The 15,479-nt window shown below is 73.1% G+C and carries 9 protein-coding genes; 1 reads left to right on the forward strand and 8 read right to left on the reverse strand.

Annotation, left to right across the window (positions count from 1 at the left end):
* Positions 1 to 4 precede the first annotated feature (4 nt).
* The 3 genes from ACFYYB_RS16730 to guaA all read right to left on the reverse strand — a co-directional run bounded on the left by ACFYYB_RS16730 (position 5) and on the right by guaA (position 3,868).
* Complete coding sequence (locus ACFYYB_RS16730) at positions 5 to 1,261, reverse strand: hypothetical protein (protein ID WP_389435931.1); 1,257 nt, start codon at positions 1,259 to 1,261, stop codon at positions 5 to 7.
* 102 nt (positions 1,262 to 1,363) lie between these two features.
* Positions 1,364 to 2,158, reverse strand: a complete 795-nt coding sequence (locus ACFYYB_RS16735) for a class II aldolase/adducin family protein (RefSeq protein WP_389435932.1) — start codon at positions 2,156 to 2,158, stop codon at positions 1,364 to 1,366.
* Positions 2,159 to 2,281: 123 nt separating this feature from the next.
* Positions 2,282 to 3,868: a glutamine-hydrolyzing GMP synthase gene (gene guaA / locus ACFYYB_RS16740; RefSeq protein WP_266905358.1), complete on the reverse strand. Its 1,587-nt coding sequence runs from the start codon at positions 3,866 to 3,868 to the stop codon at positions 2,282 to 2,284.
* A 296-nt stretch (positions 3,869 to 4,164) separates the two neighbouring features.
* On the opposite strand from guaA, the gene ACFYYB_RS16745 reads away from it, so the two are divergent.
* Positions 4,165 to 4,455 carry a chorismate mutase gene (locus ACFYYB_RS16745; RefSeq protein WP_389435933.1) on the forward strand — a complete coding sequence of 97 codons (291 nt, stop codon included), beginning with the start codon at positions 4,165 to 4,167 and terminating at the stop codon, positions 4,453 to 4,455.
* 326 nt (positions 4,456 to 4,781) lie between these two features.
* Here the strand turns inward: ACFYYB_RS16745 and ACFYYB_RS16750 are convergent, their stop codons facing one another.
* From ACFYYB_RS16750 to ACFYYB_RS16770, 5 genes are all read right to left on the reverse strand, one after another.
* On the reverse strand, positions 4,782 to 6,440 hold the full coding sequence (locus tag ACFYYB_RS16750; protein WP_389435934.1) for a peptidase: 1,659 nt from the start codon (positions 6,438 to 6,440) through the stop codon (positions 4,782 to 4,784).
* Between the two features lie 210 nt (positions 6,441 to 6,650).
* Positions 6,651 to 8,444 (reverse strand): GMC oxidoreductase, encoded by a 1,794-nt coding sequence (locus ACFYYB_RS16755; RefSeq protein ID WP_389435935.1) that lies wholly within the window; start codon positions 8,442 to 8,444, stop codon positions 6,651 to 6,653.
* 63 nt (positions 8,445 to 8,507) lie between these two features.
* Positions 8,508 to 10,136, reverse strand: a complete 1,629-nt coding sequence (locus tag ACFYYB_RS16760) for a succinic semialdehyde dehydrogenase (protein WP_389435936.1) — start codon at positions 10,134 to 10,136, stop codon at positions 8,508 to 8,510.
* Positions 10,137 to 10,296: 160 nt separating this feature from the next.
* Positions 10,297 to 12,006 carry a serine/threonine-protein kinase gene (locus ACFYYB_RS16765; protein WP_389435937.1) on the reverse strand — a complete coding sequence of 570 codons (1,710 nt, stop codon included), beginning with the start codon at positions 12,004 to 12,006 and terminating at the stop codon, positions 10,297 to 10,299.
* A gap of 117 nt (positions 12,007 to 12,123) precedes the next feature.
* Positions 12,124 to 15,402: a hypothetical protein gene (locus ACFYYB_RS16770; protein ID WP_389435938.1), complete on the reverse strand. Its 3,279-nt coding sequence runs from the start codon at positions 15,400 to 15,402 to the stop codon at positions 12,124 to 12,126.
* Between the last annotated feature and the right edge of the window lie 77 nt (positions 15,403 to 15,479).

Consider the following 15,479-nt stretch of genomic DNA (forward strand, 5'->3'; position numbering starts at 1 on the left):
CGCTTCACTCGGCCACGTCGATGGTGCACCGGTTTGATTCCACCCCCGCAGCGGTGACGACCTGGATCTCGATCCGCCCCGGCTCCACTTCCGCCGGGACCGGCACGGTCAGTACGGCGTCGGACGGGTTGGTGAAACCGCCCGCCACCGGGACCAGCGGTACGTGCACATGGACCGCGCCCACCCGGACCACCAGCCGGGCCAGCATCTCCGGCGTCTGCGCCCCCGGCGGGACGAAGCCCACTCCGCGGATCTCGATGTCGTCCCCGGGGCGGATCGCCGCGTCCAGATCCCCCGGCTCGCGTCTGCGCACCACCGACAGGACCAGCGGGCGGCTGCCCTCCGCGTACTTCGCCGCCAGGTACACGGCCGCCGACAGTGCCACCAGCAGCGCCAGCGCCCACGGCAGCGCCGGCAACCGGTCCGGGAACCGGGCCAGCGAGACCCCCGCGAAGGCCAGCACCACCGTGGAGACCAGCACGTATTGGGCGTCCGGGAAGGAGCCCCGGCCCGCGTCGTCCGTCAGCAGGTCCGCCCCGGTCGGGCGGTCCGCCGGCAGCTTCTGCAGCCGCTGCCCCATGATCCGTACGGAGACCACCCGGCGCACGAGCACCGCGACGCCCGAGGTCAGCCCGAGCACCGCCAGCAGCGGCAGCGCCCGGTCGAAGGCGAGCCCCTCGTACAGCGCCTGGCGCTCGGGTCCCGGCGAGGAGGCCGCGAGCCGCAGCGCGGGCAGCAGCGTCGCGAAGGCGGTGAGCACCAGCCAGGCGCTCGGCACCACCTTCGAGGTGGACAGCCGGTTGTCCTCGCCGACGAGCGGGGCCAGCAGGCCTCCCCGGAGCGTCTGCGCGCGGGCCGCCACCGTCAGCAGCGCGGCCAGCACGAGCGCGGCCAGCAGCCCGGCGGTGCGCGTCGTGGACCAGCCGGTGCCGAGCGCGGTGCCGACCTGGACCAGGAGCAGCACCCCCGCGGCGATCCACACGGCGAGGACGGCCCGCCGGGAGAACAGGTAGAGCCAGGAGCTGCCCGCCTCCCGGCCCCGGTCGGCGACCGTCCGGGCCGACAGGGTCAGCTCGTCGGAGACCCACTGGCGGGAGGCCCCCAGGGAGTGCGCGACGGCATCCGGCACCCCGTGCCCCGAGGCGAACTCGTCGCGCTTCTCCAGGAACGCCGCCACGGCGCGACGGTGCCCCTCTCGTGTGCAGTCCTCGCAGGCACAAGCCGCGGTATGGGTGCTTCTGGACATCTCTTGGACAGCCACGAACGTGCCGCCTCTCTGAACTCCGGTGCGATGCCAGCGAATTGTGCACCACTGCGGCAGTGTTCCGGATTGCGCACGATGTCAGAGCAGGTGATTAACCGTTCATGATGTTGACGCACCCGCTCCGGCGGCCTCCAGCAGCGGCTGGCAGTTCGCCCAGGCAGCGAGATCGGAACCGAACCGTTCCCGGGTCGCGAGCGCGCTGTGGTGGCTGATGAGCACCGCTTTCCCGGCCGCCCGCGCGATCAGCTGGACCTGCGCGGCCCGCTCCGCCGCGATGAACCACCAAGCGGCGGCCTCCACCGAGTCACCGACCGTCAGCAGCCCGAGGTTCCGCAGGACCAGCGCCTTGTAGGGGCCGAGTCCGCCGGCGATCCGCTCGGGGTCCGCGTCCCCACCGCCGGCATATTCGTCGAGCAGCGCGTGGTCCTCGTAGAAGGCGCAGGCCTCCTGGGTGACGGGGGCCAGCAGTTCGCCGAGCGCGGCGAGCGCCCTGCCGTACGGGGCCTGCGTGCGCACGACGGCCACCACGCCGGGCCGGGCCCGGTGGACGGCCGCGTGCACGGCGAAGGCCAGCTGGTTGACCCTGCGCCCGCCCTGCCTGACCCGCCCCTCCCCGTCGACGAGCAGCAGGTCCTCGGGGCCGATCGCGGCGAAGGCCCGGCCGAAGGGGTTCACCCAGTAGCAGTCCTCGAACTCCGGGTCCCGGGCGCTGACGTGCCCGCCCACCCCGTCCTCGTAGCCGAGCCGCCCCAGCAGCCGCAGTACCCCGGCGAGCCGCTCCTTGCGGTGCGCGCGCTCCTCCTCGGCGGTGGCGAACACCGGCGGCATCTCGAAGCCCAACCGCTCGACGGGCACGGGTGCGGGTGCGGATACGCCGGCCGGATGCTCGGACATGGCTCCTCCTCCAAGGTCGCGCGCAAGGTACCGGCGGGCGGCCCAAGAGGCCATACACGCGACGAGGCCGCCGCTCCCCGGCGGGGAGCGGCGGCCTCGTCACCTACGTGCGGGCGGGTGGGACTACTCCCACTCGATGGTGCCCGGGGGCTTGCTCGTGCAGTCCAGGACCACGCGGTTGACGTCCGGTACCTCGTTGGTGATGCGGGTGGAGATCCGCGCGAGCACCTCGTACGGCATGCGCGTCCAGTCCGCGGTCATCGCGTCCTCGGAGGAGACGGGGCGCAGCACGATCGGGTGGCCGTAGGTACGGCCGTCACCCTGGACGCCGACGCTGCGGACATCCGCCAGCAGGACGACCGGGCACTGCCAGATCTCGCGGTCCAGGCCGGCCGCCGTGAGCTCGTGACGGGCGATGGCGTCGGCCTCGCGGAGCAGGTCCAGACGCTCCTTGGTGACCTCGCCGACGATGCGGATGCCGAGGCCGGGGCCGGGGAACGGCTGGCGCTGGACGATCTCGGCGGGCAGGCCGAGCTCCTGGCCGACCATCCGGACCTCGTCCTTGAACAGCTGGCGCAGCGGCTCGACGAGCTCGAACTCGATGTCGTCGGGGAGCCCGCCCACGTTGTGGTGGGACTTGATGTTGGCGGTGCCGGTGCCGCCGCCGGACTCGACGACGTCCGGGTACAGGGTGCCCTGGACCAGGAAGGCCACCGCAGGGCCGTCCTCCTGGAGGATCTCCAGCTGCGCCGCCTCGAAGACGCGGATGAACTCGCGGCCGATGATCTTGCGCTTGGTCTCGGGGTCGGAGACGCCGGCCAGCGCGTTCAGGAACCGCTCCTGGGCGTCGACGACCTTCAGCTGCACGCCGGTGGCGGCGACGAAGTCCTTCTCGACCTGCTCGGTCTCGCCCTTGCGCATCAGGCCGTGGTCCACGTACACGCAGGTGAGCTGGGAGCCGATGGCCTTCTGCACGAGGGCCGCGGCGACCGCCGAGTCCACGCCGCCGGACAGGCCGCAGATGGCGCGCTTGTCGCCGACCTGCTCGCGGATGAGGGCGACCTGCTCCTCGACGATGTTGCCGGGGGTCCAGGTGGGCTGGAGGCCGGCGCCGCGGTAGAGGAAGTGCTCCAGGATCTGCTGGCCGTGCGTGGAGTGCATCACCTCGGGGTGGTACTGCACGCCGTAGAGCTTCTTCTCGTCGTTCTCGAAGGCCGCGACCGGGACCACGTCGGTGGACGCGGTGACGGTGAAGCCCTCGGGAGCGGCGGAGCAGGCGTCGCCGTGGGACATCCACACCGACTGGTTCTCGGGGGTGCCCTCGAAGAGGGTGGATCCGGCCTTGGAGACGGCCAGCGGGGTACGGCCGTACTCGCGCGAGCCGGTGTTGTCCACGGTGCCGCCGAGGGTGACCGCCATGAGCTGGAAGCCGTAACACATGCCGAAGACGGGGACGCCGGCCTCGAAGATCGCGCCGTCGAGCTGGGGGGCGCCCTCCTCGTACACGGAGGACGGGCCACCGGAGAGGATGATCGCCTTCGGGTTCTTGGCGAGCATCTCGGCCACGGGCATCGTGCTGGGCACGACCTCGGAGTAGACCCGTGCCTCGCGGACGCGGCGGGCGATCAGCTGCGCGTACTGGGCGCCGAAGTCGACGACGAGCACCGTGTCCGGGGCGCTGTCGTGGGTGGCGAAGGTGGCTTCTGGCACGGGGCAGGCCTTCCGGCGGAAGAGGGGGTTGTTTTGTCGATTCTAACGGGGGACGGATACCCCTCTTCGTCTCAGTGTCCGAACCGGCTTGGCACGGAGCGGGACAGAGGGTAATAATCCCTCCATGCGCAAGCAGCTGAGCTTCCTCTTTACCTATGGCACCGGCCGGTCCGGTCGCCATGGGTCATCGTGATGCTCGCTTGAGCCACTGACTTCCCAGAGCGCCCCGGTCCGACAGGACCGGGGCGCTCTGGCGTTCCCTCTCCGGTCGGGCCCCCACCCCCAGGAGACCGACCATGAGCACGACCACGATCGCCACGACCACCACCGCCGCCACCGTCACCCCCGAGCAGCTGATCGCCGGATCCCGCGAGCGGATCGACGCCATCGACGACCGGATCATCGGCCTGATCCAGGAACGGATGGCCGTCTCGACCGTCATCCAGGAGGCCCGGATCGGCTCGGGCGGGCGCCGGGTGCACCTGTCGCGGGAGATGGAGGTCCTGACCCACTGGAGCGACGCCCTCGGCAAGCCCGGCACCACGCTCGCGATGACCTTGCTGGAGCTGTGCCGCGGCCGGGTCTGACCGTAGGCGGGCGCAGTGCCCGTGACGCCTGTTCGTCACCCGTCCGGACCGTGACCGCCCCCACGGCCCTTCGTTGATGCGGATGACCGTGCCAGCCAGGTGCGGACCGCAGCACCACGCGTGGATCCGCTGGAGCGATGAGACGTACCCCTGCGGGGCGTGCGTCGTGGGACCTCGCTCCTTCTATGTGACCGGACGGCAGGGGACAGCAGCCCGGTCACCACACAAAGGACGGCCGGCCCGGGGGACGCCCCGGACCGGCCGTTCTTCTGTTTCCCCCGTTGCTTCCCCCCGCGGGTCCCCCGTTCGTTCCGCCGGCTACGCCGTTACGCGCGGCCGGTGGTCCGGCGCCGGAACGCCAGGAACACGGCGCCGCCCGCGGCCACGAGGACCGCGCCGGCGAGCAGGATCGGCCCGGCGGTGACGCCGGTCTCGGCGAGGCCGCCGTTCGGCGTCTTGCCGTTGCCGGTACTGGCGCCCGGGCTCGGCGTGGCGCTCGTGCTCGGCGTGGCCGTCGGGCTCGTGGAAGACGTCGGCTTCGGGCCGGGCGTGGTCGTGGTCGGGGTCGGCGTGGGCGTGACCCTGCCGTTGATCACGAAGGCGGCCTTGTCGTTGGCGTGCTTCGGGTCCCAGCTGATCGGCGCGGCGCCGTCGGGCGACCAGCTGCCGACGGTGACGGACCCGGTGGCCTCCGCGATGACCTTCTCGATCTTCAGCTCGAACGGGAAGCTGAACTTCTCCTTCTCCCCGATGACGTGCGAGGTCGGGCAGAAGTAGCGCGGTGCGCCCAGCAGACCCTCGCGGTAGCCCCCCGAGGCCGTGACGGCCCTGCAGAACTTGGGCGCCTTGGTGACCTTCGCGCCCGCCGGGATCACGATGTCCGCCATGGCGACGTCCTCGCCCGAGCGGAGGTAGGCGACCCACGCGGGGCCGTCGTTGCGGAAGCCGATGGCGGCCTTGACCGTCTCGCCCGCCTTGCCCTTCACGGAGAGGGGCTCGGCCACCAGGTCGGCGGTGTTCTTCACCGAGAAGCCGAACTCGTGCTGGTTGTTCCACGGGTCCAGGTCCACCCCGCGCGGCGTGGCCTTGGCCGAGCGCGTCTTGAGGCCCAGCTTCTTGCCCGTGCGGGGCGTGCTGAACTTCTGCGTGGACTTCGGCTGGGAGCCGGCCTCGTGCACCCCGTAGATCAGCTCGTCCATGAAGGCGTGCGGAGCGGCCTTGAGGGTCAGCGCGCCGGCGATCTCCCAGACCTCGCCCGGCTTGATCTCGTTGTCGAAGGTGCAGACCGTCACGCCCCAGCCCACGTTCCAGGGCTGGCCTGTGCCGTCGTCCTGGTTGAAGGCGCAGTTGTCGTACTGCTCGACCAGGCCCATGCCGTGCGTGGTGATCATCTCCAGCGCCACGCCCTCGACCGGCTCGGTGCCCGCGTTGGCGAAGACGACCGGGAGCGGCTGGGTCTCACCCGGGACCAGCTTCGACTTCAGCTTGGCCTTTTCCAGGACCAGGTCCGGGCCGCCGACCCGGACCTTGGTGGTGGTGGGCTTGAAGGTGGCGCCCTGCGCCGCGCCGGTCATCGTCAGGTCGGCGACCGTGCCGTTCTTGCTGCCCTTGGCGGCGGTGAGGTCCAGGGACACGACCTCGCTGCCGAACGTCCAGACCGCCCAGTCCGTGCAGGTGACCTTCGTCGCCGTGAGGGTGCAGTCGTTGGAACGCTCCGGGGTGAGCTTCACGTCGGCGACGCCCTTGAGGGGGGTCAGGTCGATCGTGTAGGTGGCGTGCTCGCCGAAGTCCTTGCCCGTCTCGTTCTCGACGACGAATCCGACCGTGGTCGCCCGCGCCTTCCCGGCGTCCCCCGGGTGCGGGTGCAGGCCGATCTCCTCCGGGCTGGTGAGCGTGAATACCGGGTCCGCCGCGTTCGCGGGGGTGGCGGCCAGGCCGACGGCCACCAGGCCGGCTGCCGCCAGCAGGGAGATGCGCTTTCTCATGCCGTCCTTGACCACCGAGGACCCTCCCTGGTTGCTCCCCTCACCCTGTGACGCACACCACACGTACGTCACCGGATTCGGCTACAACCATCCGGGCCCCACGGCTGTCATCTATGTAGTTCGGCGGGTACCGCGCTCGGAGGGGGAGTGCGGTGCCCGCCGAAGTCGTTCGGCGGCGGTGCCGTGCCGGCCGACTTCGGCTGCCGGCGGCTATTCGGCGGGCGACGCCGCCCGCGGCGGGACCTCCGGTACCGCCAGGAACGGCAGGCGCAGCGCCCCGAAGGCCTCCTTCGGCACCGCCGGACGGGCCGGTTCCACGGCCGCCAGGCGGGTGTAGGCCGCCCCCTGCTCCGGGCGCGGGTCGCGCTCGCCGTTGTTCGGCCAGTAGGACATAGCCCGTTCCGCCTGCGCGGTGATCGTCAGCGACGGGTTGACCCCGAGGTTCGCGGAGACCGCCGAGCCGTCGACCACCGAGATGCCCGGGTGCCCGTAGAGCCGGTGGTACGGGTCGACCACGCCCTCCTCGGGCGAGGCGCCGATCGGGCAGCCGCCGAGGAAGTGCGCCGTCAGCGGGGTGCCCATCAGCTCGCCGATGTTGCTGCCCGGGAACCCGTTGATCTCCTCGGCCAGCAGGGTCGCCGCCCGCGTGGCCTCGGCGATCTGCACGGGGTTGGGCGCGCCGTGGCCCTGCCGGGCGGTGAGCAGCCCCTTCCCCAAGCCGCCGGGCTTGCGGTAGGTGGTCAGGGAGTTGTCGAGGGACTGCATGACCAGGCCGATGATGGTCCGCTCCGACCAGCGCCGGTTGGAGAGGGACCGCAGCAGCTGGACCGGGTGACGGGCGGTGCGCCCGAGCCAGGCGCGGACCCGGTGGGCGGAGTAGGGCACCTGGAGGATCGTCATGAACCCCATCGCGTTGGAGCCCTTGCCGTAGCGCACCGGCTCGATGTGCGTGTCGGCGTTCGGGTGCACCGAGGAGGTGATGGCCACGCCCCGCGTGAAGTCCGCGCGCTTGTCCTTGCCGTGCCGCTTGCGGTAGCGGCGGTCATCGGTCTGAGCCCCTACGAGGCCTTCGGAGTTGGTCCGGGTCAGATCGCCGAGGCGGTCCGAGAGGCGGGGCAGCTCTCCGAGGTCCTTCATCGTGTGCAGGAGGGTCTGGGTGCCGTAGGTACCCGCCGCGACGACCACGTAGCGGGCGCGCAGGACCTTGGCCTCGGCGCGGCGGCGGCCCTCGGTGGGGACGGTGCGGACGCGGTAGCCGCCCTCGGGGTGGTCGGAGAGGGCCGTGACCGTGGTCATGGGGTGGATGACGGCGCCGGCCCGCTCGGCGAGGTGCAGGTAGTTCTCGTTCAGGGTGTTCTTCGCGCCGTGCCGGCAGCCGGTCATGCACTCGCCGCACTCGGTGCAGGCCTTGCGGGAGGGGCCGGCGCCACCGAAGTACGGGTCGGCGACCTCGTCACCGGGGCGGACCTTTCCCTGGCCGGCCGCATCCTCCCCGTCCCCGAAGAAGACGCCGACCGGGGCCATGTGGAAGGAGTCCGCGACGCCCATCTTGGCGGCGGCCGCCTTGAGGTGGACGTCGGAGGGGGTCGTCGTCGGGTTGAGCCGGACCCCGAGCATGCGCTTGGCCTGGTCGTAGTAGGGGGCGAGCTCGTCCCGCCAGTCCGTGATGGACGCCCACTGCCGGTCCTCGAAGAAGGCGGTGGGCGGCACGTAGAGGGTGTTGGCGTAGTTGAGGGAGCCGCCGCCGACGCCGGCGCCCGCGAGGACCATCACGTTGCCGAGGAGGTGGATGCGCTGGATCCCGTACAGCCCGAGGGCCGGGGCCCACAGGTAGTTGCGCAGGTCCCAGCTGTTCTTCGGCAGGCTCTCGCGGGTGAAGCGGCGCCCCGCCTCCAGGACGCCGACCCGGTACCCCTTCTCGGAGAGCCGCAGCGCCGAGACCGACCCTCCGAAACCCGATCCGATGACGATGACGTCGTAGTCGAAGTCGTGGTCGTACGACACTGCGGTGCCTCCCCGAACAGAACAGAACGGATGGAACGGATGGAACGGATGGGACGCAACTGACTAGCGGAGTCGGAACGCCTTCATGACCTGGAGGCTGCGGGTCATGAACGCCGCGTACTTCTCGTCGTCCATCCCCAGCGAGGGGCCCATCGGCAGCAGCCGCTGGTGGGCGACGGTCTGGGCCTCGGTGTACTTGAGGATGCCCTCGGAGCCGTGGCGGCGCCCGAGGCCGGATTCCTTCATGCCGCCCATGGGGGCCTGGGCGCTGCCGTAGGCCGGGGCGTAACCCTCGTTGATGTTGACGGTGCCGGTGCGCAGGCGGGCCGAGACGGCGTGGCCGCGGCGGGCGTCCTTCGTCCACACGCTGGAGTTCAGGCCGTAGGCGGTGCCGTTGGCCTCCTCGATGACCTCGTCCTCGTCGGTGAAGCGGTAGATGGAGACGACCGGACCGAAGGTCTCCTCCCCGCACACCGCCATCGCGGACTCGACGCCGTCGAGGATGGTCGGCTCGTAGAACAGCGGGCCGATGTCGGGGCGGGCGATGCCGCCGGTGACGAGGGTGGCGCCCTTGGCGACGGCGTCGTCCACGTGGCGCTGGACGGCCTCCAGCTGGCGCTCGCCGGCCAGGGAGCCCATGTCGGCGCCGTAGGCGAGGGAGGCACCGAGGCGCATGGCCTTCGTACGGGCGGCGAACCGGGCGACGAACTCGTCGGCGATCGAGGCGTGCACGTAGAGCCGCTCGATGGAGATGCAGAGCTGGCCCGCGGAGGAGAAGCAGGCGCGGACGGCGCCGGCGGCGGCCTTCTCCACGTCGGCGTCGCGCAGGACGAGCATGGCGTTCTTGCCGCCGAGCTCGAGGGAGACCCCGATCAGGCGGGCGGCCGCGCCCTGGGCGACCTCGCGGCCGGTACGCGTGGAGCCGGTGAACGAAACGTAGTCGGCGCGGCGGACCAGCTCGGGGCCGACGACCGGGCCCTCGCCGAGCACGATCTGGAACACCTCGGCCGGCAGACCCGCCTCGATCATCAGGTCGCGGGCCCACAGGGCGGTCAGCGCGGTCTCGGTGTCGGGCTTCATCACGACGGCGTTGCCCGCGACGAAGGCGGGCAGGGCGTCCCCGATGGACAGTTCGAGGGGGTAGTTCCAGGGGGCGATCTGGCCGATGACCCCGCGCGGCTGGCGCAGCTCGGTGACCTTGGTGAGGGTGGGCATGGCGCCCGTGTGGCCCTTGGGGCGCAGGTACGAGGGGGCCTTGCGGCCGTAGTGCCGGGCCGCGATCGAGACGGCCTGGACCTCCTCGTGGGCGTGCAGACGGGCCTTGCCGGTCTCCAGCTGGATCAAGTCGAGCACCTCGGCCTGCCGGGACAGGACCAGGTCGTGGAAGCGCAGCAGTACGGCGGCCCGCGCGCGGACGGGCACGGCGGCCCAGGCGGGCTGCGCGGCGCGGGCGGCGGCGAAGGCCGCCTCCACGTCCTCGGGGGTGGCCTCGGGAAGCTCCGCGAGCCGGTCCCCGGTGAAGGGGCTGTGGTTGGCGGTGCGGCCGGAGCCGGCCACTCCGCGGGTCAGCCGGGCGACCAGTTCGGGGGTCACCACGTCGGCGGCGCTCCGGGCGCCGGCCGGGGCGGGGGCGACCGGGTTGGTGGGCTGCGGGGCGCTGCGGAGGGGGGCCGGGGCCTGCGTGTCCGTCATGGGCGTGAGCGTATTCCGCCCGGGGGTGCTTTGGGTACCCGCCGGTAACCGGATTTTGCCATTTCTGCCAGTGATCACTGGCGGGATGGCGGAAATCCGGGCACCGGGGGGTCTCGGGGCGGCACCGGAAAGCCTCGAGCGCCTTGCGGGGCCGGCTGCCTCAGGAGGCCGGGGCCGGCTGCCAGCCGCTGAGCACGATGTCGAACTGTTCCCGGGTGGTGTCCCAGTCCGCGACCGGACCCGACATGTACACCGCGTACTCGGTGCCGTCCGGCGCGTAGTACATCTGCTCGATGGCCTTGCGCGGCCCGGTGAAGGCCCCCGTCTTCTCCGTCCAGACGAACTCCCACAGGGCGGCCTTGACCTGCCCCCGGAAGGTGTTCGGGTGCAGGGTCAGGCGCACGTAGTCGGAGCGCTTCTGCACCTGCTTCTCCAGATCGAGCAGGTGCGCGTACGGGTCCTTGAACTTCGGGTCGCGGTCCACCGCGATCCGGATGAAGTGCTTGCCGTCGTCCCGGGTGTAGTCGATCTGCGTCCCGTCCTCGCGGCGCTTCCAGCCGTCCGGGACGAAGAGGGAGAAGCCCTCCTTGTCGACCGCCTTCACCCAGCCCGCCGGCGGAGCCTTCTGCGCCTGCCCCTTGGTGTCCCCGGAGCCGGACGAGGCACCTGAGGACGAACCACCGGCCGACGCGTCCTGCGTACCGGCCGTCCGGCCCGGGATCCCGCCGTCCGTGGTCGAGTCGCTGGTGTACTTCAGGATCCCGAACACCCCGCCGCCGCCGAGCAGCGCCGCCACCACCGCCACGGCCGCGACCCGCCTGATCCGGCCGGGGGCTCCGGTGTCACGGCCGCCCCGCCCGCCCGGTCCGGCCTCGGAACGCGTGGCGAACACCGGCTGCGGCGCCGGCTCCGCCTCCCGGCTCCGCCCCTGGTCCCCTTCACCGGGCGGCACCGCACCGTCCGCCGGCTCGCTCCGGGCGGCGCCCAGCTCCTCGGAGCCCATCGCGCGCGTGGGTACGTACGCCTGCGCCGACTTCGGCTCCCGGCCCTCCATCGCCTGCAGCAGCATCTGCTCGGCCTCGTCCGCCGACGGCCGCTGCGCCGGGTCCTTGCGCAGCAGCGCCGTGATGACCGGGGCCAGGGCGCCCGCGTGCGTCGGGGCGGGCGGCTCCTCGTTCACCACGGCCTGCAGGCTGGAGATGGGCGAGGTGCGGCGGAAGGGCGAGCGGGCCTCGACGGCCGTGTACAGGGTCGCGCCGAGCGACCACAGGTCGGAGGCCGGATCAGGGGAACCGCCGGTGACCCGTTCGGGGGCCAGGTAGTCGATGGAGCCGATGAGTTCACCGGTGCGCGTGATGGAGGAGTCGCCCTCGATCGCGGCGATGCCGAAGTCGGCGAGCATCACCCGCCCGTCCTTGGCGAGCATCACGTTGCCCGGCTTCACGTCCCGGTGCAGTACCCCGACCGCGTGCGCGGCGCGCAGCGCGCCGAGCACGTGCAGCCCGATCCGGGCCGCCTCCCGCGGCTCGATGCGGCCCGCCGTCTTCGCCGCGTCCGCGAGGGAGGGACCGTCGATGTACTCCATGACGATCCAGGGCCGGTCGTCGTGTTCCAGTACGTCGTGGACCGTGACGACCGCCGGATGCTGGATCCGGGCCGCGGCCCGGGCCTCCTTCTGCGTCCGCTGGTGCAGGACGTCCCGGTCCGCCTGGGCGACGTACAGCCCCGCCGTCAGTTCCTTGACGGCGACCGTCCGGTGCAGCAGCTCATCGTGCGCGCGCCACACCTTGCCCATGCCGCCCCTGCCGATGGGCTCCACGAGCCGGTACCGGCCCGCGAGCACCGCACCCGCACCTGTCTGCTGTTCCACGAATCCCCGCCGCCGCTCTGTGCACTTCCGGTCAGACTACGGAGATCGCGGGTGACGACGGAACCACTCGGAGGCGGTTCGGCCGCACTGTGACGCAATCGCCGTACTGATAGCGCGTCAGCCGCCGCTCCTGTAGCTCGCCGTCGCCTGCTCGAAGGTCTCGGTGACCTTGCCCTCCTGGTCCTGCGGGCCGGTGACCATCACGACGTGGTAGGAACCTCCGAGCGCCACGACGAAGTTGCGGGCCACGACGGAACGGCCGTTGCCGTCGATCCAGGTGTACCGGCCGGTGACGCGGAGCTGGTTGCCGACCTTCGTGGACCTGATGTCGCTCACGCTGGACCAGGTGGAGGAGCGGTACGGAGCCAGCTCGGGCTCCTTGTCCTTCTGGTAGGTGGCCGGGTCGGGGTTGCCCTGGACCTTGTCCCGGCCGGGGACGACGGTCAGGACGAAGTCCCCCTCCGTGTAGCGGACCTGACCGGACTCGTTCATTCCGCGGCGCTCCCAGCCGTTCGGAACGTTGATCGAGAAGTGCTCGGCGTCCTGCTGGGCGGTGTACCCGGACGGAGCGGAGACGCCCGGCTGCGGGGCCGGCTTGGACTCGGGCGGGCTCGGGTTCGCGGAGGGGCTCGGGCCCTGGCCGGACCCGCTCGGCTTCGGGCTCGGCTTCGGGCTCTGCTTCGGGTTCTGCGGCTGGGTCGCGGCGGGCGGCTTCATTCCGGCCGCCTTCTGCCCGCCGCCCTGCGGATCGGCGGAGCGGGGCATGAAGAACAGGGCGTAGGCCACGGCTCCCGAGAGCAGGACGAGGATCCCCAGTAACAGGGAACGGCCCAGCGAGCGCGGCTTGCGGGGATGCTCGGCGCTGCGGTGCCGGCCGTGCAGGTCGGCTCGCCGCCGGGCGACGGGGAGCCTGGCCGGATCCTCCACCACCGGCGGCAGCATGGCGAAGCCGCCGTCGGGCTCCGGGGCGGAGCGCACGAGGGAGCGGAGCCAGCCGCGGAGCTCCTCGAAGTCGGGGCGCTCGGTCGGGTCCTGACGGAGCAGGGACTCCACGATCGGGCGCAGCGGGCCACACTCCTCGGCGAAGGCGGGAGGCTCCGAGCAGACCATCTCCACGAGCTCGGCGACGCTGTCCTCGGGGTACGGGGCATGGCCCTGTACGGCCCGGTACAGCAGTGCGCCGAGCCCCCAGAGGTCGGTGGCCGGCCCGACGGGCGCGGCCAACTGCCACGGCCCGTGCACGGCCTGCGCCTGCTCGGGAGCCCACCGCTCGGTGACGGCCCCGACGACGGCCATCCGCGTCTGCCGGGCCCGCTCGGCATCGAGCCCGCTCCGGGGCCCGCTCCCCCACCCGACGGCCGAACCCGCGCGCTGCCCGGCCCCGGGGGCGACCGCGTACCCGGGAGCCCCCTGCGGCCCGCCCTGCGGACCCGCCTGGCCGGGGCCACGGGCGCCGGGCACCACCGGATACCCGGCGCCGCCGTGCGGACCGGACTGCGGGCGGGCCTGGCCGTACTCGTGGGCCGCGGGATCCGTCGCGTACCCGGCGCCGGTCTGCGGGCCGGGCTGCCCGTAGCCACCGGCCCCCGAAGCTGCCGCGTACCCGGCGGTGCTCTGGGGGCCGCCCTGGTCCGGGCCCGCCGGATCGGGGCGGCCCGGCTCGAGCTGGAGTTGCCCGGCGTACCCGGCGACGGGCCGGCCGAGGCCCGCCTGATCCTGGGCCGGGTGGCCCGGTCCCGAGTGGCCCGGTCCCGGCTGGGTCGGCCCGTGGCCCGGCCCGTGCTCCCCGCCCTCCTGCGGATGCGCCTGGCCGTCGGGCGAGAGCCGGGGCGTGCCGTCGTCCGGGGTGTCCGCCTGGTGGTAGCCCTGGGGAAGAGCAAGCTGCGCCGGCAGCGCCGCACGGGCCGACGGCTCCGCTTCGGCCGGCGGCAGGGCCTGGCGGCGCGGGGTGGCGCCGTGCCAGGTCGCTCCGCTGTCCGGGCCGCCGTACGGGTACGAGTACCCCTGCGGCAGCTTCGACCCCTCCGGCCTCGGCTCCGCCTCGGGCGCGGGCTCCGGCGCGGGCTCGGCCCCGGCCTTGCGCTGCTCGGTGATCCGCGCGGCGGCCTGGGCCCCGGCCCGGTACGCGGCGATGGCCCCGGCCCGCGCGGCGGCCTTCAGATCGGGCCGCTCCCCGGCGCCGCCCGGGGTGGAGGAAGTCCCCGGGGTGCCGGGGGTGCCGGGGCTACCGGCCGGTGCGAGGGCGCCGGGGGCGCCAGGGGTGTCGGCCGCGCCAGGGCCTCCGGGCACGCCATAGGGACCGGCCGCGTCAGGGCCACCGGGGGTACCGGACCTACCGGCGCCGTCGGGGCCGCTCCCGGTACCGGGGCTTATGTGGTCCCGGTAGCGCGGCCCGGTGTCGTAGCCCGGAGCCACGAGCGGCGCGTACTGCGCCGCGTCCCCGCCCCGCTGGACGCCGGCCGTGCCCGCACCGGCCCCGCCGTGGTCGCGCCCGGAACGCTCCCCGGGCCCGCCCCCGTACAGGCCGTCGTACCGGTCGCCGAGCTCCCCGAGCTCCCCGCCCCGCTGCCCGCCGGCGAGGCCCGCACCGTGCCCGGCCCCCGGCTGGTACCCCGCGTCCGTCCCCGGCCCGCTCCAGGAGCCCCCCGGGGCAGCGCCGTAGCCCGCGTCCGCACCCGCCTCCGGCCCGGCCAGGGCGGCGCGCCCGTACCCGCCGGCGTTCCCGGGCGGACCCGCCGCGAACCCCGGGCCGCCCGGTTCAGCGCCCGGCCAGGGCCAGGGCTCCGCGGAAGGGTCCGTACCGTCCTGCGGCGGGACCGGGTCGTACCCGCACAGGGCGTCCTCCGCCGCCCCCGCCGCCAGTCCCGTCAGGACGACCCGCCCGTCCTCGCAGATCAGCACCGTCCGCATGGTGATGTTCCGGTGCGTCCACCCGTGGGCGTGCAGCACCCGCAGCGCGGTCAGCACGTCCGCCGCCACCTCCGCCGCCCGGTACGGGCTCAGCGGTTCGTCGGCGATCAGCGCCGCCAGCGGTCGGGCCGGGACGAGTTCGCTCACGATCCACAGCGACCCGCCCTCCGCGAACACGTCGAAGACCTGGTCCAGCCGCGGATGGTCCGGCACGGACGCCGCCGCCTGCGCGGCCTCGATCGCCCGGCGCACGGCGGGCAGTTCACCGTGCGGGACGCGCCGGCCCCCGGCCACGGGCGGCGGACCGCCCCGCGTGCCGTCCAGCAGCTCCGCGTCGACGACCTCGGGCAACGGCACCTGCCGTACGAGGACTTCCTGGCCGCTGCGCGTGTCGAAGGCCCGGGTCTCGATCAGTTCGTAGGCGTCGGACGGCGGCAACGGCAGACGGTAGCGCTCGGCCAGGATCCGGCCCGCGTAGTCCTCCACATCGCCTCCCCCGAGAGCTGCGGACCCGTCCCCCAGGCCCCGCTGACACGATACGACGCCCAGGGCGCCCGCGTCCC

Source organism: Streptomyces sp. NPDC002886 (assembly GCF_042888445.1).
Classification (GTDB): domain Bacteria; phylum Actinomycetota; class Actinomycetes; order Streptomycetales; family Streptomycetaceae; genus Streptomyces.